Raw genomic sequence first — 22,116 nt, forward strand, 5'->3', positions numbered from 1 at the left:
TCATTTCGAATACGGCACGGGGGATGATGGTGTCGGGTGTGGCGGAAATTTTCGGCACATCGGACAACAACCGGTGCGGATTCCGCGGCGTCCGCCGAGCCACTAGGTCCGAGCATGAGTGCGAACTCTGAGAGAAGGTCCGACCCCGACACGGGTATTTCGACCCGGCCGAGGAGTGGCGACGTGTCACGTGCCGAATCCGAGGCGGTGGCCGCGTTCACTGCGGAGTGGGAATCCACCCGGCGCCCACCGGCGATCGCCGAATATCTGCCGGACGCCAGTACCTTGCGTCGCGAGGCATTGCTGGAGCTGATCCGCGTCGACCTGCGTCATCGCTGGCTGCTCGGCCGCGGTAAAGGCGCGGGCACCGCGCCGGAAACGGCCGCGCGCATGCGCTTGACCGATTACTGCGCCGAATTCCCCGAACTCGCTTCCGACGATATTCCCGCCGGCTTGGTGTACGAGGAGTTCGTCATCCGCCGCCAGAGCGGCGAGCGGGTCGATCCGCGCGAATGCCTGCGCGAATATCCGCGGCAGGCGGAGCAACTGCGCGAGTTGCTGAACGCCGACGAGATCGACCAGAGCACCCGCCGCGCGACCCCGGAGGATTCCGTCTTGACCGCGGTCGCGCACAGCGACTCCGTTCTCGCCGACACCGTATTGAACCAAACCGCGGGGTCTGTTCGTGATTCCGAGGTGACCAGAACGACCGCCGCCGATCTGACGGGTACGGCCACCGCCGTGCCCACGACGATCGGGACCGGGCCGGGCCGCTCCGACCCGCTCGACCGGATCGAGATCGGTCAGCGGATCGACGACTTCGATCTGCTGACCGGTCTGGGCAGCGGTGCGTTCGCCCGGGTCTTCCTCGCGCGGCAGCGCTCGCTGCAGCGGCTGGTCGCGGTGAAGATCTCCAGCGATCACGGCACCGAACCGCAGACACTGGCCCAGCTCGACCACGACTACATCGTGCGGGTCTTCGACCAGCGGCTGCTGGACGACGCCGAGGGCGCCGCGCGCCGGCTGCGGCTGCTCTACATGCAGTTCCTGCCCGGAGGCACGCTGCTCGGCGTGCTGCGCTGGGTGCGCGCGACACCACCCGAGGAGCGCAGCGGCAGGCTTCTGCTGGACGCCGTGGACGCGGCCATGGAGGAGAAGGGCGAGATCCGGCCGACCGACTCCAGCGTGCGCGCCGAGATCGCGGCGCTGAGCTGGCCGGAGACGGTGGCGTGGCTGGGCCGCAGGCTGGCCGAGGCGCTGGACTACGCCTCCTCGCACGGCGTGCTGCACCGCGACGTCAAACCGGCCAATGTCCTGCTCACCGCCGAGGGCGTGCCGAAACTCGCCGACTTCAACATCAGCTTCAGCCGCAACGTGGAGGGCACCAGCCCGGTGGCCTACTTCGGCGGATCACTGGCCTACATGTCACCGGAACAATTGGAGGCCTGCCATCCCGGTTTCGGCCGCAGTGCCGCCGACCTGGATACCCGCGCCGACATCTATTCGCTCGGCGTGGTGCTGTGGGAGCTGCTCACCGGTGCGAAGCCGTTCGACGACCGCACGGCGGGGGCGGGTGACCAAGGCGACGACACCACGCTGGAGGCCATGCTGGAGCGGCGCAGCAGCGGCGTGAACGAGGCCGCGCTGCAGCAGGTTCCGGCCGACTGCCCCGCCGCGTTGCGCCGCATCCTTTTGACCTGCCTCGCCCCCGAGCGGGCCGACCGGTGGTCCAGCGGCGCGATCCTGGCCAGGCAGTTGGAGATGTGCCTGGACGAACGCGCGCGAGAATTGGTCGACCCCGCGCCGAACAGCTGGCGGCTGCGGCTGCGCCCGTACATCGTGCCGGTGGCGCTGGTGGCGATGGCGCTGCCGAACGTGCTCGCCTCGCTGTACAACATTCAGCACAACCAGCACCTGATCATCAGCCGGATGACCGAGGAGGCCCAGCAGACTTTCCTCGTCATCACCGGCGTCGTGAACGCGATCTTCTTCCCGGTCGGCATCGCGCTCGTGCTGTATATGGCGAGATACGTGCTGACGGTGACGCGCGGTCTACGCAAAGGACGAAGATACGATCCGGAAACCCTGCGGCGTGCCAGACGCGACGCGTTGCTGATGGGCGATCGGGCCGTGGCCGTGGCTTTCTCGCTGTGGGTGCTGGCGGGACTGATCTTCCCGATCGCGCTACAGGTGTCGACGGGAGATATATCGGCACAGGCCGTGGTGCACTTCTTCTCCTCGTTGGTGGTGTGCGGCGCGATCGCGCTCGCCTATCCCTTCTTCCTGCTGACGTTCTACCTGGTGCGGTGCGTCTATCCCCTGTTCCTCCGGCACGGGGACATCAGCCCTGAGGACGCGGTCTGGTTGCGCGGCCTGGACCGGCGCTGCAACGGTTACCTCGCGGTGGCCGCCTCGGTGCCGCTGCTCGCGGTCACCGGGGTGACCTTCCTGCCCCCGTCCGACATCCCCTCGGTCATCGTCGCGGTTCGGTTGCTGTGTGTGGGCGGCATAATCGCGTTCGTGGGCACCTATCTGCTGTTCCGTGCGCTGGAAGCGGACCTACGGGCGCTGGAGCGGGTGGTCGATCCGGAATCCGCCGAATCGGGGGCCGCCGAGGGCCGATCCGCCCGACCGACCGCGCCCGCGACCGCCGTGGAGACCGACACGTGAGTTTGCCCCGCACCGATGCCGTCGCCCGTTTCTCCGCCGACTGGCAGCGCAGTCTCCATGGTGATCGCTTGCCGCCACAGATCCGCGACTACGTACCCGACGGCACGCAAGTGCGCCTCGGGGTACTCGTCGATCTGATCCGGGTGGATCTGCGGCGACGCTGGGAGCGCGAAGGGCTCGGCAAACGGATCGCCGACTATCGCGAGGAATTCCCCGATGTGGAGACCAGCCCCGAGTTGGTCGATCTGCTGTGCGAGGAATTTCTGGCGCGTCGCGGACGCGGACCGCTGCCGCTGGAGGACTTCCTCGCCGAATACCCGGACCTCGCCGGCGCGGTCCGCGAACACCTCGCCGATCTCGCCACCGACGACGCCCACCCGGACGCCGACTCGAGCGAAGCCGTCGCCGCGCTCGCCGATCTCGCGCCGGGCCTGCGGATCGATGACTTCGATCTGCTCACCGACCTGGGCGCGGGGCTGCTCGGCCGGGTCTTCCTGGCCAGGCAGCGTTCCATGCAACGGCTGGTCGCCGTCCGGTTCTCGGCGGGCCGGGCGGGCGCGGCGCACACGATGGCCCAGCTCGATCACGCCCACATCGTGCGGGTCTTCGACCAGCGAGTACTCAGCGCCGACGCCGCGCAGGCCCTGACCGTCGCGGGTCGTCCCGCGAACGGCCGCCACACCGCGGCGAACACCGCCATCGCCGCGCCGCGCCTTGACCTCGACGCCGCGGCCGTCCCGGCCAGCCGGACGAGCCGCCCCGGCGACGACGAGACCATCGTGCCGCCGACAACCCGAACGACGAGCCACCCCAGCGACGACGAAACGGTCCTCGACCCGCGCACGCACGGCGCCGAGAGGCGCGCCCCGGCCGTCACGGGTGATGCGACAGCCACCGCGCCAGCAGGTATCGATGACGAGACCGTGGTCAGCGCGTCCGACACGACCGCTGCGGTCCGCCCACGCAGTGCTCTGATTCCCGATTCCGGACGATCGGCCGAACCTCGTGACGCCGCCGCGGTTCCGGCTCATCCATACGCGGTGACCGAGCGATCGAGCGATCCGGACGCGACCATCGCGGCCCCTCCGGACGACATCGCGTCCGCGCCCCCGCGACCGGCCCTCGCACCGGAGTCCAGGACGACCACCCTCCCGCGTCTGGTCTACATGCAATACCTCCCCGGCGGCACGGCGGTCGACCTGCTCGAGCAACGCCGTCGCGGCCCCGTGACCGACGGCGGCGTCCTGCTGCTGCGCGCGGTGGACACCGCCATGGAGGCCAAGGGCGAGATCCGGCCGTCGGATTCGAGCGTGCGCGCCGAGATCGCGCGGCTGAACTGGCCGGAGACAGTGGCGTGGGTGGGCAGGCGGCTGGCCGACGCGCTGGATTACGCCGCACACCATGGCGTGCTGCACCACGACATCAAACCGGCGAACGTGCTGTTCACCGCAGAGGGCATTCCCAAGCTGGCCGACTTCGCCCTCGGTGAGGTACCTGGGCGCACCGCGCCGCACGATCCCGGGGGGACCGACGCACTGGTCTACCGCTCTCCGGAGCAGCTGAGCCGCTACCTCGACCCCGACGCGCCCGCCCCCGGCGACGCCAGCGACGTCTACTCCCTCGGTGTGCTGCTCTGGGAGATGCTCACGGGCGCAACCCCTTTCGACGATCCACCACTGGAGCAGAACGACCCCGGCACCGAGACGTACACGCGGATGCTCACGGAGCGCCGCGGCGGCGTCTCGGCCGCGGCGCTCGCGCGCCTGCCGGAAGACACGCCGGCCACGCTGCGCCGCGTACTGCTGGACTGTCTGCACGAAGACCCGCGGCGGCGCTGGCGCGGCGGCGCCGAGCTCGCGGGACAACTCGACCTCTGCCTGGACACCCGAGCGCGCGACCTGGTCGATCCCCCGCCCGGCAGCCTCGCCCACCGTGCCCGCGGGTGGCTGCTTCCCGTCGCGGCGCTGTGCGTCGGCGTGCCGAACGTGCTGGCCAGCTTTTACAACATCCAGCTGAACCAGACCCTGATCATCGACCGGATGTCGACCGCGGACCAGGAGAAGTTCGCGGCGGTCGGATTGATCAACAACCTCATCGCGTTCCCGGTCGCCGCGCTGCTGCTGTTGTTCATGACCCGGCGGCCGCTCGCCATCTCCTACCGCCTCGGCCGTGGCGACGGCTACTCCGCGCGCACGCTCGCGAAAGCACGCCGCGACACCTTGCTGATGGGTGACTGGGCGGTGTGGATACCCTTCGGCTTCTGGCTGGTCGCGGGCATCATCTGGCCGCTCGGGCTGGCCTTCTCCGGTGTCGACCTGCCGCGCGGCACCTTTTTGCACTTCTTCGCCGCACAGATCGTGTGCGCGGCGATCGCGCTCGCCTATCCGTTCTTTCCGATCATGGTCTACTCGGTGCGCGCGATCTATCCACAGCTGCTGGTGCGCGGCGGTATCGGTCCCGACGACGAACGCCAGCTCCGCGCGCTGGCCAGGCGCGGCAGTTTCTACCTCGGTGTGGCGGCCTCGGTTCCGCTGCTCGGCGTGGCGAGCGCGACCTTCGTCGAGGCCGACGACCTGGAGCTGGTGATCGTTCCGGTGCGTGTGCTGAGCGTGGGTGGCATCCTGGCATTCGTGCTGACCTATCGACTGTTCCGGCTCTTGGAAGCGGATCTGCTCGCTCTGGCCAGGGCGATTCCCCAGCGGACGCGATGACCACACCCCGCCCGCTCGGACGGCTGGTGAACCTGTCGCACGTCCACGATCCGGTCACCACACCGCTGTACCCGGAGGATCCGGAATTCCGCACCGACATCGTGGCCACGATCGCGAACGACGGCTACCTCCTGCGCTATATCCAGCAGGGCGAACACACCGGAACCCATTGGGGTGCGCCGATTCATTTCCGCGCGGACGGACTGGCCGCCGACGAACTCGACCTCGACGATCTGCTGCTGCCCGCGGTGAAGATCGATCTTCGGCAGCGCTGCGCGAACGATCGCGACTACGCGATCACGGTCGACGATCTGAAGCGGTGGGAGGCCGAACACGGCCGGATCCCGAACGGCGCCGCGATCGTCGCCTGGACCGGGTGGGACGCCAAGTGGGGCACGCCGGAGTTCGTCGGCACGGGCGAATCAGCCGGTCGGCAACCTGGTTTCGCGGTGCAGACGGTGGAATGGCTGCTGCGCGGCGGCAGGCTCGGCCGCCGCGGCGCGCTGGGCATCGACACCTTCGGCCCCGACGTGGGCGCCGACGAGACGTACGCGGTGTCGAAGCTGCTCTACGGCGAGCACCGGATCAGCTTGGAATGCTTGGCGAACCTGGCGGCACTGCCCGCAACGGGGGCGTGGGTGCTGGTGGGCGGACCGCTCTATCGCGGCGGTTCCGGTTCACCGGCAACGATTTTCGGCATCCTGCCCGGCTGACGTCTCAGCCGCCGTAGACCTTGGGGTCGAGGGTGCCGATGTAGGGCAGGTCGCGGTAGCGCTCCGCGTAGTCGAGGCCGTAGCCGACGACGAATTCGTTCGGGATGTCGAAGCCGACGTGCGCGACCTCCACCGGCGTGCGTAGCGCGTCGGGCTTGCGTAGCAAGGTGACCACCTCGAGCGAAGCCGGGTTACGGGTGGACAGGTTGCGCTTGAGCCACGACAGCGTGAGCCCGGAGTCGATGATGTCCTCGACGATGAGGACGTTGCGGCCCGCGATGTCCTTGTCCAAGTCCTTCATGATGCGCACCACACCCGAGGACGAGGTCGACGACCCGTAGGACGAGACGGCCATGAACTCCATCTGGGTCGGGATCGGCAGCGCCTTGGCCAGATCGGTCATGAAGAAGATCGCGCCCTTGAGCACGCCCACCAGCAGCAGATCGCCCTCCGGAGCGTCGGGTGGATACCGCTTGGCGATGAGTTCGGCCAGCTCCTGGGTCTTGGCGGCGATCTGTTCCGCGGTGATCAGCACCGACGCGATGTCATCCCCGTACACGTCAGCTGGATTCCCTTCCGTGGTGGTGAGCCCGTTCGGCCGGTTCGGTCTGCGTCATCGGTCCGATGCCAGCCTCACCCAGCCGCAGTGTCAGCCTGCCATGTTCGCGCCCCGCGACCAACCTGCTACCCGGCCTGCCGCCGCCGACCGCGACGCCGCCCTGCCCGCGCCAAGCCGTAACCAGTTCGTCGACTGCCTGTAAATGCTTGGTGGTCAGGGCTTTCGCACCGTGCTCCAGCAGCCATGCCCGAATCGCCCGTTTCCGCAGAGCCGCGGGTGCAGTGGCGAGGGTCTCGATCACCAGCGCCCGCCCATCACCGGCGGTGTGCCGAAGCTCGGCGGCGAGCGCGTCCAGAACCGCCCCGTCCTCCCGCAGTTGTTCGGCCGTACGCGCCAGCGCCGGGGCCACCCCGCCGCCGAGGATCTGCTCCAACAGCGGCAATGCCTCGGTGCGTAGCCGGACCCTGGTGAACTCCGGCGCCGCGTTGTGCGGGTCGTCGTGCGGCGTCACGCCCAGATCGGCGCACACGCGCCGGGTGGTTTCCCGGCGCACGCCGAGCAACGGCCGCCCCCACGGCTCGGCGCACGCGGACATCCCTTGGATCGAGCGGCCGCCGGAGCCGCGCGCGAGCCCGAGCAGCACCGTTTCGGCCTGGTCGTCGAGGGTGTGCCCGAGCAGCACCGGAAGACCGTGGCGCGCGGAGTCCAGCGCGGCGTAGCGCGCCCGGCGCGCGGCGGCTTCCACACCGCCCTCGGTGCCGACCTGGACCGCGAGCACGCGCGCGGACCGGCAGCCGAGGGCGAGTGCCTGTGCCGCGGCCTCGGCGGCGACGGCGCCGGAACCGGGTTGCAGGCGATGATCCACCACCAAGGCGTCGACCGCGCTCGTCTCGACGACTGCCGCCACGGTGAGGGCCAGCGAATCCGCGCCGCCGGACAGCGCCACCGCGACCGCCTGCTCCTCGGTCTCACTCGGCCCGAATCTGCTCAGCCAATCCCGGACCGCTCGACGAACGGCCAGCACAGCGGCGGTCTCGGGCAATCGCCGGGCGGCGGACGGCCGCCCGGATCCGGATGTCCCGCTCTCCGGCCCGAAGCGCCCGGGTGTCGTTCCTGGCGCACGCCCCATGGGCGCAGCCTACCGGCCGACCGCCCACGGCGAGTCGCCGCCGAGCCGGAAACCCTCGTTCAGTCCAGTACTCGTTCGATCCAGCGCTGCGGCTGCTCGATCTCGTCGGTACGCGGCAGCGTGTCGGCTTCGGTCCACACCGTGTTGAACCGCGTCATCCCGACGGTGGCGACCACCTCATCGACGAATTTCTTGCCGCGCACGTACTGGGCGACCTTCGCGTCCACGCCGAGCAGCGCGCGCAGGAGTCGCTGCACCGGGTTGGTCGGACGCCTGCGGCGCTGGTCGAACGCGGTGCGGATCTGCTCGACCGACGGGACGACCGCGGGACCGACCGCGTCCATGACGTGATCGGCGTGCCCCTCCAACAGGGTGCCGAGCATGAGCAGGCGGTCCAGCGCCGCACGTTGCGGCGGCGCTTGGGTGGCACGCAGCAGCCCGACCACACCGCGCGCGGCCGGATCGTCGGAGGCGGTTCCGCGACGGCGGTCGCGCACCTCTTCTACCAGCCTGGACAGCATGTCGCTCACCGGCTCGTCACCGGCCTCGCCGAGCACCTCGACGTTCGCGCGCATGTATTCGCCGAGCCAGGGCGCGGAGGAGAACTGCACCCGGTGGGTCACCTCGTGCAGGCACACCCACAGCCGGAAATCGCTCGCCGACACCCCGAGCGCCCGCTCCACCGCGACGATGTTCGGCGCGACCAGCAACAGAGTGCCGTCCGGCCCCGTGAACGGGTCGTATTGACCGAGGATCGCGGTGGACAGGAAGGCGAGCATGGCGCCCGCCTGCACACCTGCGGGTTTGCCCGCGAGGAACTTGCGGTCGGCCTGCGCCTCATCCGCCCCGGTGAGCTGGGCCATCGAGTCGGCGGCGGCCGTGATCCACCCCGGCCGGTCGACGATTCTGGCCGCGGGGACCGGCCGGTCGTCCAGCAACCCGCTGACCTCGCGCACCGGCGCCTCGGCCCGCACGGAGGCATCGGCGAGCTCGGCGACCACCTGCTCGGCCGAATAGCGCGACGTGCGCGGACCCGCCGGCACCAGAACGGAGCCGGTCCGCGCGGCCAAACGCCAATCGACCACGCCGGACAGGCCCGAGCGGAGTTTTCGCCGCTCGACCGCGCCGGCGGAGCCGAAATCGGCTGTCTCGGAACCTTGCTGGGTCATGATCAACCACCCGTCACGAGCATCCACAGTTTCGCAGCGTGCCTGCGATCGCGTCCAACGCGGGCCTGCTCACCTCCGGTGGTCGATCGTTCGACATCAGTGCGAAGGTCAGCACCCGCCCATCGGCGTCCAGCACATATCCGACCAACGCGCTGGAGACCGACAGAGTTCCGGTCTTGGCTCGCACCCAGCCCGCCGCCTGACGATCCCGGGTGACGTAACGGCTGGTCAGCGAGCCCGTGGCGCCGGCGACCGGCAGGTTGTCGAGCATCGGCGTCAAGGTCGCCGCGACCCGGCCGTTCTCGGGCTCGGCCTTGGTGCCTGCCGGCCGCACCGCCGTGGCGCCGGTGGGCTCGGCCGCGGTCGCCACGACCCGGTCGAGCAAGCGCGCGGGAATCCGGTCGTCTACCGAAAGCCCACTGCTGTCGTGCATATCCAGGCCGGACAGATCGAAACCGGCCTTGCTCAGCGCCGTGCGCACCGCGGTGACCCCTCCGCTGAACGAGGCCTCGCCGCCGGTGGCGGTCGCGATCTCCCGTCCGATCGCCTCGGCGAGCACATTGTCGGAGTAGACCATCATGTCGCGCAGCCGGTCGCGCAGCGGCGCCGAACGCACCGAGGCGACCTCGGCCGCGCCCGCGGGTGCGGCGCCCGCCCGGACCCGCGCCGGGTCGAGCCCCAGTTCGGTGGCCAGCCGCCGTCCCGCGTCCAGAGCGGGCGTCGCGGTGCGCGGCGAGTACTCGACGAGCGGTTGCAACCGGCCGCCGTCGATCATCACCGGCTCGATCGGGGCGATGGAACCCTCGGGGATGTCGACCGGGTCCCAGCCCTGCGCCATGGTCGGGCCGGTGTAGGCGGAGAGGTCGACGACGATCGTGTCCACCGCGCGGCCCGCGGACTTGATCTGGGTGACCAGGTCGGACAGACGCGGTCCGTTCGGGTAGTACCCCTTGCCGTCCGGCTGCGCGGTGAGCGTCGGATCGCCGCCGCCGACCAGCACCAGTTCGTTCGGCGCCGCACCGGCGACCACCTTCGTGGTCACCCGTTGCTCGGCGGGCAGCGTGAGCAGAGCGGCCGCGGTGGTGAGGATCTTGGCGGTGGACGACGGGATCATCGGCCGGTTCGCGTCGCCGCTCCACAGCACCGTCCCGCTGTCGGCGTCGGTCACCTGGCCCGCGAACGCGCCGAGGTCCGGATTGGCGATCACCGGGGCCAGCGCGGCTGCGATCCCGGCGGAACTCGGCGCGAAACCGGTGGGCCGGGCCGGGACGACCTGCCCGGACGGCTCGGGCGGCGCGGGCGGGGCGGCGATGGTCAGGCCACCGTGCCGGAACTCGTCGGTCCACGGCCGCACCGCGAGCAGTGCCACCGCGGCGGCCACGGCCAGCACGACCAGCACGGTCGAGATCAACAGCCATCTGTTGCGGCGCCGCCGGGCGGCCAGCCCACCGATGTTCTCGTTGCCACCAAACACGTCGCCGCCGCTCTCCTGACCGATTCCCGCAGCAGCCGCCTGCCGCACCCATGTCCCCGACGACCACACTATCCTCGTTGCGCAACCGTTCCCCTGAACAACCTGGCGAGTCGGCGCACTCCGCAGCGGCCGAGTCGGCAGTGGCCGAATAGCAGCCGAGTCGCAGAACTCGGCACCGATGCACACACAAAGGAGATGGCGTGGAGTTCGACGTCACGATCGAGATCCCCAAGGGTTCCCGGAACAAGTACGAGGTCGATCACGAGACCGGCCGGGTCCGGCTCGATCGGTTCCTGTACACGTCCATGGTCTATCCCGCCGACTACGGCTACATCGAGAACACCCTCGGCGAGGACGGCGACCCGCTGGACGCGCTGGTCCTGCTGCCCGATTCGGTGTTCCCCGGCGTGATCGTGGAGGCCAGGCCGGTCGCCATGTACAAGATGACCGACGAGGCGGGCGGCGACGACAAGATCCTGTGTGTGCCCGCGGGCGACCCGCGCTGGGACCACATCCAGGATCTGAAGGATGTCCCGGAGTTCGAGCTGGCCGCGATCAAGCACTTCTTCGAGCGCTACAAGGATCTCGAGCCCGGCAAGTTCGTCAAGGGCTCGGAGTGGGTCGGGCGGGCCGAGGCCGAGGCCGAGGTGCAGGCGTCCATCCAGCGGTTGAAGGACCAGGGCGGACACTGAACCCCTTCGGTCACAACGAAAGCGGGGAGTCCGGTAGACACCGGACTCCCTGCTTCCGGTCGGTGTCACGAAAGGCGAAAAGGGACACCCGGAATCCGGATGCCCCTTCTCTGTGACAGGTGGCTCAGTAGTAGATGTACAGGTCGTAGCCGTCCCAGGTCTCGATGCACTCCCAGTAGTAGCCGCCGGTGCTCGGCGACTCGCCGTCGGCCCGGCACGCGCTCAGCGTGGCGTAGGTGCCGACGTAGGTGCCGCCGTAGGCGACCTCCTGGTAAACCGGTGCGGCGGAGGCCGTAGCGGCCGTCGACACCCCGGCGACGGCAGCGGTGGCCAGCAGACCAGCGGCGAAGAAGGACTTGATACGCATCGCTCTTGCTCCTGAATGCGAGATGAAATTTTTGACGCTTCAAACGATATGGGCGATCGGCATCTCGCACAGCCACCCCTAGGGTGAGGGCAACGCAACCCTGAGGCGAATCACCTTGCCCACCCTCGATACCCACCCTTGGGGTCGGTGACGGCGCACTCGCCCGGGTGCGAGCGCGCCGCCGGTGTCAGTGGCCGCGGAATTCGGGCGCGCGCTTCTCGAATACGGCCTTGACCGCCTCGGCGAGATCCTCCGACGGCAGGAACGCGGCGTTCCACGCGGAGACGTAGCGCAGGCCCGCGGCGATGTCGTCCTTGCGCCGCTGCTCCAGTACGTCTTTGACGCCCTGCACCACCAGCGGCGGGTTCGCCGCGATCTCCCGCGCGGTGGCGTGCGCCGCGTCCAGCACCGCCTCTTGGTCCGGGAAGACATCGTTGACCAGGCCGATCTTCTCCGCGCGCGCGGCGTCGATGTCCTTGGCGGTGTAGGCGAGTTCGCGCAGGTGCCCCTCACCGATGATGCCGGGCAGCCGTTGCAGCGAGCCGACGTCGGCGACGATCGCGACCTTCGCCTCGCGCAGACTGAACTTCGCCTCCGCGCTGGCGTAACGGACGTCGGCCGCCGCGATGAGATCCAGCCCGCCTCCGATGCACCAGCCGGACACCGCCGCGATCACCGGCTTGCGGCAGTCCGCCACGGCCGTGATCGCGGCCTGCATCTTGCGCACGTCGACGAGGAAGTCGGTGCGAGGGGCGGCCAGCGCGCGATCGGCCAGCAACGGGCCGAACGTGCCGCTCATCGCGGGCAGGTCCAGACCGTAGGAGAAGTGTTTACCGGAACCGGTCAGCACGATCGCGCGCACCTCCGGATCGGCGTCCAGCGCCTGGAACACTTCCGGCAGCTCGCGCCAGAAGTCGGGACCCATCGCGTTGCCCTTACCGGGGCCGATCAACGTCACCTGCGCGACGTGATCCTTCGTTTCGACGGTGAAAGCCTGCCAATCTGTCATTTGTACAGCGTATCGAGACAAATCGGAGCCCGTGTCCCGACCCGGTGCTGCGCGACTCGGAAAGAAACCTCGCCGCGTGTAAACCCTGCGCAAATTTCGCAATGGTGTACTGGTTCGCGGTGGGCGGAACAGCGGATCATGAGCAAGTCAGCAAACCTCATTCACCGGCTTCGGAGGACGTCATGCTGATGCATCGCGGGATCGGTCTCGACCGCTTCAACGAAATGCCCCGCGGCCGGGCGGTGCACGCGCTGTACGAGTGCTGCTGCAACGTCACGTGGGCCGCGACACTGGCCGACGCTCGCCCCTATTCCGATCGGGACGCGCTGCTGAGCAAGGCCGATGTCGAACTGCTCGCGCTGTCTCAGCGGGACGTCGACCGCGCCTTCGAAGGGGTTGCGCACGAACCGGTCTCGGCGCGAGATGTGACCGAACTCGCGCGGATAACCCGTGGGCGGATCGCCGGGATGCTCGGCCCGGCCGAGGGCTATCCGGAATACTGAGCCGACCGCGTGACTTCCCCGGCGTCCCGACCGCAATCGCTCTACCCTGGTGGGATGCGCAGGTCGTCATTGCCACCGGTCGCCTGCCGAGTCGCGGACACCCTCATCTCCCGGGGCCATCACGGTCTCATCGTGGCCCAGCCGGAGCCCACCCACACCGCCGACGACGCCGCGCGGGCGCTCGGCGTCGACGTGGGGGCGATCACGAAGTCACTGGTGTTCCTGCTCGACGACGACCCGGTGTTGCTGCTGGTCTCGGGCGCGCATCAGGTCGACCTGGCGAAGACCGGCGCGCGTCTGGAAGGGACGCTGACCCGCGCCCCCGCCGACATGGTGCGCCAGGTGACCGGTCAGCCCATCGGCGGCGTCGCACCGGTCGGCCACCCGACCAACCTGCCCACTTGGGTCGACAACGCGCTGGCGCACCATCGGGAGGTATGGGCGGCGGGCGGGCATCCGAACACCATTTTCCGCACGTCGTTCCCGGAGCTGCTGCGAATCACCGCGGGTCTTCCGATCGACGTCGACTGACCGGCGCCGACGTCGCGAGATCGTGCCGGACGCCGCGAAACTTCGATACTCGACATCCGCCCGGTCCAATGACAACCGGGTCGCGCTCGACATGTGCCACCGCCGCGGGCCGCGAGAGCCGCGTAGTTTCGTGTTGTGACCGAAGCACCACGGCCCGAGACGGAACTACAGGTTCCGGACGATCTGAGCGGCATCACCGCGGAGCAATATCGTGCGTCGATGCGCCACTATCCGGCCGGCGTCACCGTTGTCACGCTGCGTTCGCCGCAAGGGCCGGTCGGCTTCACCGCGACTTCCTTCGCCTCGCTGTCGCTGGACCCGCCGCTGGTGTCGTTCAACATCGCGCACACCTCCTCCAGCCTGTCCGGCATGCTGGACGCCGAGTCCGTCGTCATCCATTTCCTGGGCGAACACCAGCAGCACCTGGCCCACCGGTTCTCCCGAACGGCGGAGGAGCGTTTCACCGACCGATCTCTGTGGACCGCCCTCGACACCGGCGAACCCGTCCTGCACGGCACCCCCATCTGGCTACGCGCCACCGTGCACCAACTGATCCCCATCGGCGACCACACCTTCGTCGTCGGGTTGGTCACCCGGGTACACGACAACACCGACGAGAAGCCCTCCGCCGCACCGCTGCTGTACTACAACGGCCGCTACTACCGGCCGACCGCCCTCGGCGACTGACCCGAGTTCGCTACGCCACCCTCGGCCGCACCTGCACCACCAACTCGGCGTCGAGCGCACGGGCCAGCCGCTCCAGCACAGGAAGGCTGGGCACCGTCCCACCCGCCTCGAACCTGGCGACCGCGGACTGGGTCATACCTGCGGCATCGGCCAGCCCGGTCTGACTCCAGCCCCGCTCCTCGCGCATCCGCCGAATTGTCCGCCCCAGTTCATAAGCCAACCGAGCCGCTTCATAAGCCTCCGCGGCGCCGGGTTCCTTCATCCGGCGGGTCCTGATTTCCGCCCAATCACCACGCTCAGCCATTGATCTCATCCTCCTCGGCCGTATGCCGCTCCGCGATGCAGCGGTCGAGCGCTCGTCGCCCATAGCATCAATGCTATATCGCCTGGGATCCTTAGTGCCCTTTTCGACGAGATCGAGGAACAAGCGTCGTTTCAGCCCACGAGGCAGGGAGCCGCGCCGGTGGGGGCGGTGGAGGTGAAGGGGCGCGTTTCCGGGGTGGGGTTCCATACGCCGTTCTCGGCGGCGTAGTTCCAGGTGGGGCCCGTCGCCACGAGGGTGGCGATGGCATCGATCAGGCGGTCCACGTCGGCGGAGGTGGTGCCGAGGCCGATGCTCGCGCGCAGTGCGCCGTCCAAGCCGAGACGGGTGAGCAGCGGGTGGGCGCAGAAGCGTCCGTCGCGGACGCCGATACCGTGTTCGGCGGAAAGATAGGCGGCGACCTGGCCGGGGGCGAAATCGTCCAGAGTGAACGCGACGATGCCGACGGAGTCGGGGCTGTCGGTCCAGATGCGCAACAGCCGAACGCCAGGAATCTCGGCCAAGCCGTCGCGGAGACGGTCGGCGAGCTGATGTTCGTGCGCGGCAAGGGTTTCGGCGTCGATGACACAGAGCGCGTCACAGGCGGCGGCCAGCGCGGCGGCGCCGAGCACGTTCGGCGACCCGGCTTCGTGCCGCTGCGGAGCGGGCGCCCACTCGGCCGCGTCGGTACTCACCTCACGCACCGCGCCCCCGCCGGCGAGGTAGGGCCGCGCCGCGTCGAGCCAATCCCGTCTGCCCACCAGCACACCCGCGCCGAACGGCGCGTACAGCTTGTGGCCGGAGAACGCCAGGTAGTCGATCTCACTGGCGCGCAGGCTGATTCGACGATGCGGGGCCAGCTGGGCCGCGTCGACCAGGATTCGGGCGCCGCACTGGTGCGCGACGGTGGCCAGCCGCTCCAGCGGAAGCACCTCGCCGGTCACATTCGACGCACCGGTCACCGCGAGCAGTGCGGCGGGCCTGCTGCACAGTTCGGCGACCAGCCTGCCGATGGTCTCCTCCACCGTGTCGGCGGCCTGCACGACCCGCCTGCCCCGCCTGGTCCAGGGCAGGAAGTTGGCGTGGTGCTCGATGTCGAGCACCACGGTGTCGCCGGGCACGCAGGACGCGAGCAGGTTCAGCGAGTCGGTGGTGTTGCGGGTGAACACCACCACTTGATCGTCGGCGGCGTCGAGGAACCGGGAGACCGACCCGCGGGCGGCCTCGTAGCACTCGGTGGAGATCCGGGAGGCGTAGCCCGCGCCGCGATGCACGCTCGCGTAGTACGGCAGCAACTGCTGTACCCGGTCGGTGACCTGCGTCAACGCCGGCGCGCTCGCCGCGTAGTCGAAGTTGGCGTAGGTGGCCGTTCCGCCTTGCACCAGCGGAACGAGCAATTCGTCGCCGGAGACCCGGGCGAGAGCGGCACAGGTGTTGTCGACAGTGGTAGTCATCACGTGAATCCCGTCGGCTAAGGGACCCGCAATCGAATGATTCGTCGAGTCCGCGCTTGCCGCGCCCGGTCGGGCGGCGGCCGGGTCGTCACCCGGAGCACCCCACCGCGGAGGAGGGTTGCCGGCCAGCAAGCCGGGGCTTCGCGCTGGCACTCATGACCTGACCCGAGGGTGGCAGAAGCGCCCCGGCGCTGTCAACCACGTTCGACCCCGAGTCCCAGGAGCACCGCGTGGAGATAACCACCAGGCGTGAGCCTTTACAAGCATCCCGACGACCGCCCGCGAGCCGCTGCCTCGACATCCCACGCGCCCCTCGGCAACTGACGCCTTCGACCGCGCTCCGAGGCGGCGGACCGGTCGCCGGCGCCACGAGCCTCCACGCCGCACGTGCCCATCCCGAGGTCCGCACCGCTTCGATGAGCGGAATCACACCCGCACACGAGCGATCTCCCGGCGAACCCGAGGGACGGCGGACCGACCAGCGATCGGCCTGTCGCGGCGGCGAATATCGATCCCACCTGCAACAACGCGCACAGCGCCCGCCGATCCGGCGCCCGCTGCGGTGAACAACGAACGACGACAACCCCGGGTACCGTGGACAACTGGCCATCGTGGCGTTTGCCCTTTGGTAACCCAGCTATGACACAACAACGGGAAAGTGTGAGGCGAGTCGATGGGAGGTGCGCAGAGCACCATGCTCGAGACAGACGTCGACGCGCCCGCGGGCCCGTTGTCGCGTGGTGACCGCGCGCCGGAAGCCAGGACACTGGTCGACATCCTGACCGCGACGGCGCTCGCCCACCCCGACGCCCCTGCCATCGATGACGGCCGAGTAGTGCTCTCCTACCTGGAGCTGGTCGTCGAGATCGAGAAGACCATGGCCCGTCTCGCCACCGCTGGTGTGCGACCGGGCGACCGGGTCGGCGTACGCATACCGTCGGGCACCCGTGAGCTCTACGTGACCATCCTCGCCGTCCTGTACTCCGGCGCGGCCTACGTGCCGGTCGACGCAGACGACCCGGACGAGCGCGCCCAACTGGTCTTCGGCGAGGCGCAGGTCACCGCGATCGTGACCGCGGCGGGCATCGAGACCACCGCCGCGGGCATCCGCGCGGCGGAAGAGCAGCGCGAGGAAGGCTGGTCGACGCTGCCGACTCCCCGCGACGACGCTTGGATCATCTTCACCTCGGGTTCCACCGGCACGCCGAAAGGCGTTGCCGTCACCCACCGCAACGCGGCCGCCTTCGTCGACGCGGAAGCCGACCTGTTCCTTCCGGACGCCCCGATCGGTCCGAGTGACCGTGTGCTCGCCGGATTGTCGGTCGCCTTCGACGCGTCCTGCGAGGAGATGTGGCTGGCCTGGCGCAACGGCGCCTGCTTGGTGCCCGCTCCGCGTGAACTGGTGCGCACCGGCGCCGATCTCGGTCCCTGGCTGGTGCGGCGGCGGATCACCGTGGTCTCGACCGTCCCGACCCTGGCGGCGACCTGGCCGGTCGAGGCGCTGGAGGCGGTGCGCCTGCTCATCTTCGGCGGCGAGGCCGTCCCGCCGGAACTCGCCGAGCGTGTCGCCGGAAACGGTGATGTGGCGCGCGAGGTGTGGAACACCTACGGTCCCACCGAAGCCACGGTCGTCGCCTGCGCCGCGCGGCTGGACGGTCAGTGGCCGATCCGAATCGGATTGCCGCTCAACGGCTGGGATCTGGTCGTCGTCGATGCGGCGGGTAACCCGGTGGCCGAGGGGGAATCCGGCGAACTGGTGATCGGCGGCGTCGGGCTGGCCCGCTACCTCGACCCGGCCAAGGACGCCGAGAAGTACGCGCCGCTGGCCTCCGTCGGCTGGGAGCGCGCGTACCGCAGCGGCGACCTGGTGCGCAACGACAGCGCCGGTCTGGTCTTCCTCGGCCGCGCCGACGATCAGATCAAGCTGGGCGGGCGGCGCATCGAACTCGGCGAGATCGATAACGCTCTGCAACACCTGCCCGGAGTCACCGGCGCCGCGACGGCCATCCGCACCACAAAAGCGGGCAACAAGCTACTGGTCGGCTATCTGACCGGACCAGGACCGGATTTCGATGCCAAGGCCGCGCGCGCGGTCCTCGCCGGACAGTTGCCCGCGCCGCTGGTGCCCCGGCTCGCGGTGGTCGACGAACTGCCCGCCCGCACCTCCGGCAAGGTCGACCGCGACGCGCTGCCCTGGCCGCTGCCCAACGCCGCCGAGGACGACGACGACAACGACCTGACCGGCACGGCCCTGTGGATCGCCGGACTCTGGGACGCCATCCTCGGCGCGCAGGTCGGCGATCTCGACGCGGACTTCTTCGACCTGGGCGGCGGTTCACTCGCGGCGGCCCAGCTGGTCACCGCCCTGCGCGAACGGTATCCGCAGATCGCCGTCGCGGACGTCTACGACCATCCCCGCCTGGGCGCGCTCGCCGAGCTGCTGGAGCAGACCACGCCCACCGTGGCCGTCGCCGACCGGACGGTGCGGCCGACGCCACCGCTCGCGCAAGCCGCGCAGGTACTCGCCACCATCCCGCTCACCACCCTTACCGGCTTGCAGTGGCTCACCTGGCTGGCGATCGTCGGCAACATCGCGGCCTGGTCGGGGTCGCTGCCATGGCTGCCACAGCTGTCCTGGTGGTGGACGCTGGTCGCGTTCCTGCTGTTCATCTCGCCGCTCGGCCGGATGACGATCTGCGTGGCGGGCGCGCGGCTGCTGCTGCGTGGTGTCCGGCCTGGGCGCTATCCGCGCGGGGGCTCGGTGCATCTGCGGTTGTGGGCGGCCGTGCGCCTGTCCGAGGCCAGCGGCGCCGAAAATCTGTCCGGCGCCCCCTGGATGGTGCCGTTCGCCCGCGCGCTGGGCGCGAAGATCGGCAAGGGGGTCGACCTGCACAGCCTCCCGCCGGTGACGGGGATGCTCGAACTGGGCGACGGTTGCAGCGTGGAGCCGGAGGTCGACCTGTCCGGCTACTGGATCGACGGCGACGTGGTGCATCTCGGCCCGATCACCGTCGGCCCCGGCGCGGTGGTCGGCTCGCGCTCGATCTTGTTGCCCGGCACGAAGATCGGTAAGAACGCCGAGGTTGCGCCCGGCTCCGCGGTGGCCGGCAAGGTGAAGGCGGAACAGGAGTGGGCCGGTTCGCCCGCGGTGAAGGTGGGCAAGGCCCAGCACCGCTGGCCCGCGCACACGCCCGATCGGGCCCGGCGCTGGGTCGGCGTCTTCGGCGTCACATCGATGGCGTTGGCCGCCATGCCGATTCTCGGCATCGGCGCCGGTGGCGCTTTCCTGGCTTGGTTCGTTCGCGACACCCGCACTCTCGCGGGCGGCGTCGCGCGCGCATTCGCCGTGCTGCCCTTCGCGACCCTGCTCAGCCTGAGCGTCTACGCCGCGGCGACCATCGTCGCGGTCCGGCTGCTGAGCATCGGCCTGACCGAGGGCTATCACCCGGTGCGCAGCCGGGTCGGCTGGCAGGCATGGGCCACCGAGCGCCTGCTGGATTCCGCGCGCACCTTCCTGTTCCCGCTGTACGCCAGCCTGCTCACCCCGCTGTGGCTGCGCTTGCTGGGCGCGAAGGTGGGCAAGAGCGTCGAGGCCTCCACGGTGCTGCTGCTGCCGAAGTTCACCACCGTCGCCGACGGGGCGTTCCTGGCCGACGACACCATGATCGCCGGTTACGAACTCGGCGGCGGCTGGCTGCACATCGGTGCGGCCAAGGTCGGCAAGCGCGCCTTCCTCGGCAACTCCGGCATGACCGCCCCCGGGCGACGGGTCCCGAAGAACGGGCTGGTCGCGGTGCTGTCGGCGGCGCCGTCCAAGGCGAAACCTGGCTCTTCCTGGCTGGGCAGCCCACCGGTCCGGCTGCGCCGCGCCGCGGAGAACGCCGACACGGCGCGGACCTTCGATCCGCCCGCCCGCCTGCGCGTCGCCCGCGGCATCGTCGAGACGTGCCGCTTGATCCCGGTTCTGGTGACCTTCGCGATCGGTCTCGGCGTGCTGTGCTCCCTCGCGTGGCTTGCGCAAACCTTCGGCCACCTGACCGCCGCGCTGCTCAGCGGACTGGTGCTGCTTTCGGCGGGCGGCGTCGCGGGGGCGGCCTCGGTGGCCGCCAAGTGGTTGCTGGTGGGGCGGATCCGCGCCGGGGAGCATCCGCTGTGGAGTTCGTTCGTCTGGCGCAACGAGGTTTCCGACACGTTCGTGGAAATGGTTGCCGCACCGTGGTTCGCGCGCGCGGCGACCGGGACGCCCGTACTGAACCTCTGGCTTCGCGGCCTCGGCGCCGGCATCGGGCGCGGGGTATGGTGCGAGTCCTACTGGCTACCGGAGGCGGACCTGGTGACTCTCGGCGACGGCGCGACCGTGGAACGCGGATGTGTGGTGCAGACCCACCTGTTCCACGACCGGATCATGGCCATGGATACCGTCACCCTCGGCGCGGGCGCCACCCTCGGTCCGCACTGCGTGGCACTGCCCGCCTCGACGCTCGGCGACGGCGCGACCATCGGCCCGGCTTCCCTGGTCATGCGCGGCGACGCGGTGCCCGCCTCGACGCGCTGGTGGGGCAACCCGATCGCGCCCTGGTTCACGGGCGATCCCGGGGCGCGCTGATGGCGGGCAAGTTCTACGAAGCCCCCATCGACGAGTACCTCCCGCAGAACGGCAACCGGGGGTATCGCGTTTCCCGGTACGAGCTGGAACTGGCTTACCGGGTGTCCGCCAACCGGCTCACCGGGCGCGCCGAGATCACCGCCGTGACCACCGAGGCGCGCACCCGGTTCGCACTCGATCTCGGCCAGGCGCTGAGCGTGTCGAAGGTGTCCGTCAACGGGATCAAGGCCGCGAAATTCGCTCATCAGCACGGCAAGTTGGTCGTGACGCCGCAACAGCGGATTCCGGCGGGCGGCGTGCTCGCGCTGGTGGTGCAGTACGGCGGCACCCCGAAACCGGTGCGCGGGCCGTGGGGCGAGGTCGGGTGGGAAGAACTCACCGAAGGCGCGATCGTGGCCAGTCAGCCCAATGGCGCGGCGTCCTGGTTCCCGTGTGACGACCACCCGAGTTCCAAGGCCAGCTACCGGATCTCGATCACCACCGATTCGCCCTACTACGCCGTGGCCAACGGAACCCTGCTGCGCAAGCAGACAAAGTCCAGTCAGACCACGTGGGTGTACGAGCAGGCCGAGCCGATGTCGAGCTACCTGGCCACCATCCAGATCGGTCACTATCGCAAGCACCGCATCGGTTCGTCGCACGCGGTGCCGATGCAGGCGATCCTGCCTGCGCGGCTACGCGCCGACTTCGACCACGACTTCGCTCGTCAGCCGAGGATGCTCGAGGTCTTCAGCGAGAAATTCGGCCCCTACCCTTTCGCGGACTACACCGTCGTCGTCACCGACGACGAGCTGGAGATCCCGATCGAGGCGCAGGGCATCTCTATCTTCGGCGCCAACCACTGCGACGGCCGCCGCGGCGCGGAACGGCTGGTCGCGCACGAGCTGGCCCACCAGTGGTTCGGCAACAGCCTGACCATCCGGCAGTGGCGGGACATCTGGCTGCACGAAGGCTTCGCCTGCTACGCGGAATGGATCTGGTCGGAGGCCGCGGGCGGGCCGACCGCCGATCAGCTGGCCCGCGCCGCACGGCACAACCTGGCCCGCGAGCCCCAGGACATCGTCATCGGCGATCCGGGACCGCAGCGGATGTTCGATGACCGCGTCTACAAGCGGGGTGCGCTCACCCTGCACGCTTTGCGCCTGGAACTCGGCGACTCGACCTTCTTCGACCTGCTCCGGGAATGGACCATTCGCTACCGCCACTCATCGGTGACCACCGAGGAGTTCACCGACCTGGCCGGGCACTACAGCCTGGTGTCGCTACGCCCCCTGTGGGACAGCTGGCTGCTCGCCGAGCGACTACCGCAGTTGCCTCCTTACGGCGGCGCATCGACGGCCTGATCAGAACACCAGATAACGCGCGGCGAGTTCCTCGACCAGCGGGTGGTCCTCCGGCACGTTGGCCAGCGCGTCCAGATCGGTCTCCACGGCGATCTGCCGGGGGTCGTCGTGCTCGGTGTCCCGCGGGTCCTCGATGAGCTGGCGCAGCAGTTTCTGCTGCACCCTGGTCTTCAGCGAATCTCTCATACCTGAGGGCTG

General features: G+C 69.5%; 18 protein-coding genes and 1 riboswitch. Of the genes, 9 read left to right on the forward strand and 9 right to left on the reverse strand.

What is annotated here, in order from left to right:
- The first annotated feature begins 114 nt into the window (after nucleotides 1-114).
- From ACWEH3_RS08885 to ACWEH3_RS08895, 3 genes are read left to right on the forward strand one after another with little or no spacing between them, the layout of a single operon-like run.
- Nucleotides 115-2,670, forward strand: a complete 2,556-nt coding sequence (locus tag ACWEH3_RS08885) for a serine/threonine-protein kinase (RefSeq protein ID WP_450018112.1) — start codon at nucleotides 115-117, stop codon at nucleotides 2,668-2,670.
- Nucleotides 2,667-5,381: a protein kinase domain-containing protein gene (locus ACWEH3_RS08890; RefSeq protein WP_450018110.1), complete on the forward strand. Its 2,715-nt coding sequence runs from the start codon at nucleotides 2,667-2,669 to the stop codon at nucleotides 5,379-5,381. Before ACWEH3_RS08885 ends, ACWEH3_RS08890 begins: the two co-directional genes overlap by 4 nt.
- Nucleotides 5,378-6,094 (forward strand): cyclase family protein, encoded by a 717-nt coding sequence (locus ACWEH3_RS08895; RefSeq protein ID WP_450018108.1) that lies wholly within the window; start codon nucleotides 5,378-5,380, stop codon nucleotides 6,092-6,094. Before ACWEH3_RS08890 ends, ACWEH3_RS08895 begins: the two co-directional genes overlap by 4 nt.
- 4 nt (nucleotides 6,095-6,098) lie before the next feature.
- Here ACWEH3_RS08895 and hpt read toward each other — a convergent pair whose 3' ends face one another.
- The 4 genes from hpt to ACWEH3_RS08915 are packed head-to-tail and all read right to left on the reverse strand — an operon-like array spanning nucleotide 6,099 to nucleotide 10,404.
- Nucleotides 6,099-6,653, reverse strand: a complete 555-nt coding sequence (gene hpt, locus ACWEH3_RS08900) for a hypoxanthine phosphoribosyltransferase (RefSeq protein WP_450018106.1) — start codon at nucleotides 6,651-6,653, stop codon at nucleotides 6,099-6,101.
- Nucleotide 6,654: 1 nt separating this feature from the next.
- Nucleotides 6,655-7,782, reverse strand: a complete 1,128-nt coding sequence (tilS, locus tag ACWEH3_RS08905) for a tRNA lysidine(34) synthetase TilS (RefSeq protein ID WP_450018104.1) — start codon at nucleotides 7,780-7,782, stop codon at nucleotides 6,655-6,657.
- 59 nt (nucleotides 7,783-7,841) lie between these two features.
- The gene (locus tag ACWEH3_RS08910) at nucleotides 7,842-8,951 is read right to left on the reverse strand and encodes a zinc-dependent metalloprotease (protein WP_450018102.1); all 1,110 of its coding nucleotides are present in this window, start codon (nucleotides 8,949-8,951) and stop codon (nucleotides 7,842-7,844) included.
- Nucleotides 8,952-8,964: 13 nt separating this feature from the next.
- Nucleotides 8,965-10,404, reverse strand: a complete 1,440-nt coding sequence (locus ACWEH3_RS08915) for a D-alanyl-D-alanine carboxypeptidase/D-alanyl-D-alanine-endopeptidase (RefSeq protein WP_450018187.1) — start codon at nucleotides 10,402-10,404, stop codon at nucleotides 8,965-8,967.
- A gap of 221 nt (nucleotides 10,405-10,625) precedes the next feature.
- On the opposite strand from ACWEH3_RS08915, the gene ACWEH3_RS08920 reads away from it, so the two are divergent.
- Nucleotides 10,626-11,117 carry an inorganic diphosphatase gene (locus ACWEH3_RS08920; protein ID WP_355079184.1) on the forward strand — a complete coding sequence of 164 codons (492 nt, stop codon included), beginning with the start codon at nucleotides 10,626-10,628 and terminating at the stop codon, nucleotides 11,115-11,117.
- Nucleotides 11,118-11,241: 124 nt separating this feature from the next.
- Here ACWEH3_RS08920 and ACWEH3_RS08925 read toward each other — a convergent pair whose 3' ends face one another.
- Both ACWEH3_RS08925 and ACWEH3_RS08930 read right to left on the reverse strand, forming a co-directional pair.
- The gene (locus ACWEH3_RS08925; protein WP_450018100.1) at nucleotides 11,242-11,484 is read right to left on the reverse strand and encodes a hypothetical protein; all 243 of its coding nucleotides are present in this window, start codon (nucleotides 11,482-11,484) and stop codon (nucleotides 11,242-11,244) included.
- A 187-nt stretch (nucleotides 11,485-11,671) separates the two neighbouring features.
- The gene (locus ACWEH3_RS08930) at nucleotides 11,672-12,493 is read right to left on the reverse strand and encodes a crotonase/enoyl-CoA hydratase family protein (RefSeq protein WP_450018098.1); all 822 of its coding nucleotides are present in this window, start codon (nucleotides 12,491-12,493) and stop codon (nucleotides 11,672-11,674) included.
- Between the two features lie 182 nt (nucleotides 12,494-12,675).
- On the opposite strand from ACWEH3_RS08930, the gene ACWEH3_RS08935 reads away from it, so the two are divergent.
- The 3 genes from ACWEH3_RS08935 to ACWEH3_RS08945 all read left to right on the forward strand — a co-directional run bounded on the left by ACWEH3_RS08935 (nucleotide 12,676) and on the right by ACWEH3_RS08945 (nucleotide 14,214).
- Nucleotides 12,676-12,996 (forward strand): 2-oxo-4-hydroxy-4-carboxy-5-ureidoimidazoline decarboxylase, encoded by a 321-nt coding sequence (locus ACWEH3_RS08935; RefSeq protein WP_450018096.1) that lies wholly within the window; start codon nucleotides 12,676-12,678, stop codon nucleotides 12,994-12,996.
- 54 nt (nucleotides 12,997-13,050) lie between these two features.
- The gene (locus ACWEH3_RS08940) at nucleotides 13,051-13,527 is read left to right on the forward strand and encodes a YbaK/EbsC family protein (RefSeq protein WP_355079189.1); all 477 of its coding nucleotides are present in this window, start codon (nucleotides 13,051-13,053) and stop codon (nucleotides 13,525-13,527) included.
- A gap of 135 nt (nucleotides 13,528-13,662) precedes the next feature.
- Nucleotides 13,663-14,214 carry a flavin reductase family protein gene (locus ACWEH3_RS08945; RefSeq protein ID WP_355079191.1) on the forward strand — a complete coding sequence of 184 codons (552 nt, stop codon included), beginning with the start codon at nucleotides 13,663-13,665 and terminating at the stop codon, nucleotides 14,212-14,214.
- A 10-nt stretch (nucleotides 14,215-14,224) separates the two neighbouring features.
- Here the strand turns inward: ACWEH3_RS08945 and ACWEH3_RS08950 are convergent, their stop codons facing one another.
- Nucleotides 14,225-14,725 (reverse strand): helix-turn-helix domain-containing protein, encoded by a 501-nt coding sequence (locus tag ACWEH3_RS08950; protein WP_452358291.1) that lies wholly within the window; start codon nucleotides 14,723-14,725, stop codon nucleotides 14,225-14,227.
- Nucleotides 14,650-15,969: an aminotransferase class V-fold PLP-dependent enzyme gene (locus tag ACWEH3_RS08955; protein ID WP_450018093.1), complete on the reverse strand. Its 1,320-nt coding sequence runs from the start codon at nucleotides 15,967-15,969 to the stop codon at nucleotides 14,650-14,652. The genes ACWEH3_RS08950 and ACWEH3_RS08955 overlap by 76 nt, the downstream gene beginning before the upstream one ends.
- Before the next feature lie 47 nt (nucleotides 15,970-16,016).
- A riboswitch (SAM riboswitch) is annotated at nucleotides 16,017-16,130 on the reverse strand.
- Between the two features lie 533 nt (nucleotides 16,131-16,663).
- Between ACWEH3_RS08955 and ACWEH3_RS08960 the strand changes: the two genes are divergently transcribed.
- Both ACWEH3_RS08960 and ACWEH3_RS08965 read left to right on the forward strand, forming a co-directional pair.
- Complete coding sequence (locus tag ACWEH3_RS08960) at nucleotides 16,664-20,575, forward strand: Pls/PosA family non-ribosomal peptide synthetase (protein ID WP_450018091.1); 3,912 nt, start codon at nucleotides 16,664-16,666, stop codon at nucleotides 20,573-20,575.
- A complete protein-coding gene (locus tag ACWEH3_RS08965) occupies nucleotides 20,575-21,918 on the forward strand; it encodes a M1 family metallopeptidase (protein ID WP_450018089.1) in 1,344 nt (447 codons plus the stop codon). Before ACWEH3_RS08960 ends, ACWEH3_RS08965 begins: the two co-directional genes overlap by 1 nt.
- Here ACWEH3_RS08965 and ACWEH3_RS08970 read toward each other — a convergent pair whose 3' ends face one another.
- Entirely contained in the window at nucleotides 21,919-22,104 is a 186-nt protein-coding gene (locus ACWEH3_RS08970; RefSeq protein WP_450018087.1) for a hypothetical protein, read from the reverse strand. It lies immediately after the preceding gene.
- Nucleotides 22,105-22,116: the final 12 nt, after the last annotated feature.

Source organism: Nocardia sp. NPDC004718 (genome assembly GCF_053601535.1).

Coding starts and splice junctions, on each gene's coding strand:
- ACWEH3_RS08925 (WP_450018100.1), bottom strand. CDS start 11,484: ATGCGTATCAAGTCCTTCTTCGCCGCTGGTCTGCTGGCCACCGCTGCC.
- ACWEH3_RS08910 (WP_450018102.1), bottom strand. CDS start 8,951: ATGACCCAGCAAGGTTCCGAGACAGCCGATTTCGGCTCCGCCGGCGCG.
- ACWEH3_RS08955 (WP_450018093.1), bottom strand. CDS start 15,969: ATGACTACCACTGTCGACAACACCTGTGCCGCTCTCGCCCGGGTCTCC.
- tilS (WP_450018104.1), bottom strand. CDS start 7,782: ATGGGGCGTGCGCCAGGAACGACACCCGGGCGCTTCGGGCCGGAGAGC.
- ACWEH3_RS08935 (WP_450018096.1), top strand. CDS start 12,676: ATGCTGATGCATCGCGGGATCGGTCTCGACCGCTTCAACGAAATGCCC.
- ACWEH3_RS08970 (WP_450018087.1), bottom strand. CDS start 22,104: ATGAGAGATTCGCTGAAGACCAGGGTGCAGCAGAAACTGCTGCGCCAG.
- ACWEH3_RS08895 (WP_450018108.1), top strand. CDS start 5,378: ATGACCACACCCCGCCCGCTCGGACGGCTGGTGAACCTGTCGCACGTC.
- ACWEH3_RS08965 (WP_450018089.1), top strand. CDS start 20,575: ATGGCGGGCAAGTTCTACGAAGCCCCCATCGACGAGTACCTCCCGCAG.
- ACWEH3_RS08950 (WP_452358291.1), bottom strand. CDS start 14,725: ATGGAACCCCACCCCGGAAACGCGCCCCTTCACCTCCACCGCCCCCAC.
- ACWEH3_RS08930 (WP_450018098.1), bottom strand. CDS start 12,493: ATGACAGATTGGCAGGCTTTCACCGTCGAAACGAAGGATCACGTCGCG.
- ACWEH3_RS08885 (WP_450018112.1), top strand. CDS start 115: ATGAGTGCGAACTCTGAGAGAAGGTCCGACCCCGACACGGGTATTTCG.
- ACWEH3_RS08960 (WP_450018091.1), top strand. CDS start 16,664: ATGCTCGAGACAGACGTCGACGCGCCCGCGGGCCCGTTGTCGCGTGGT.
- ACWEH3_RS08940 (WP_355079189.1), top strand. CDS start 13,051: ATGCGCAGGTCGTCATTGCCACCGGTCGCCTGCCGAGTCGCGGACACC.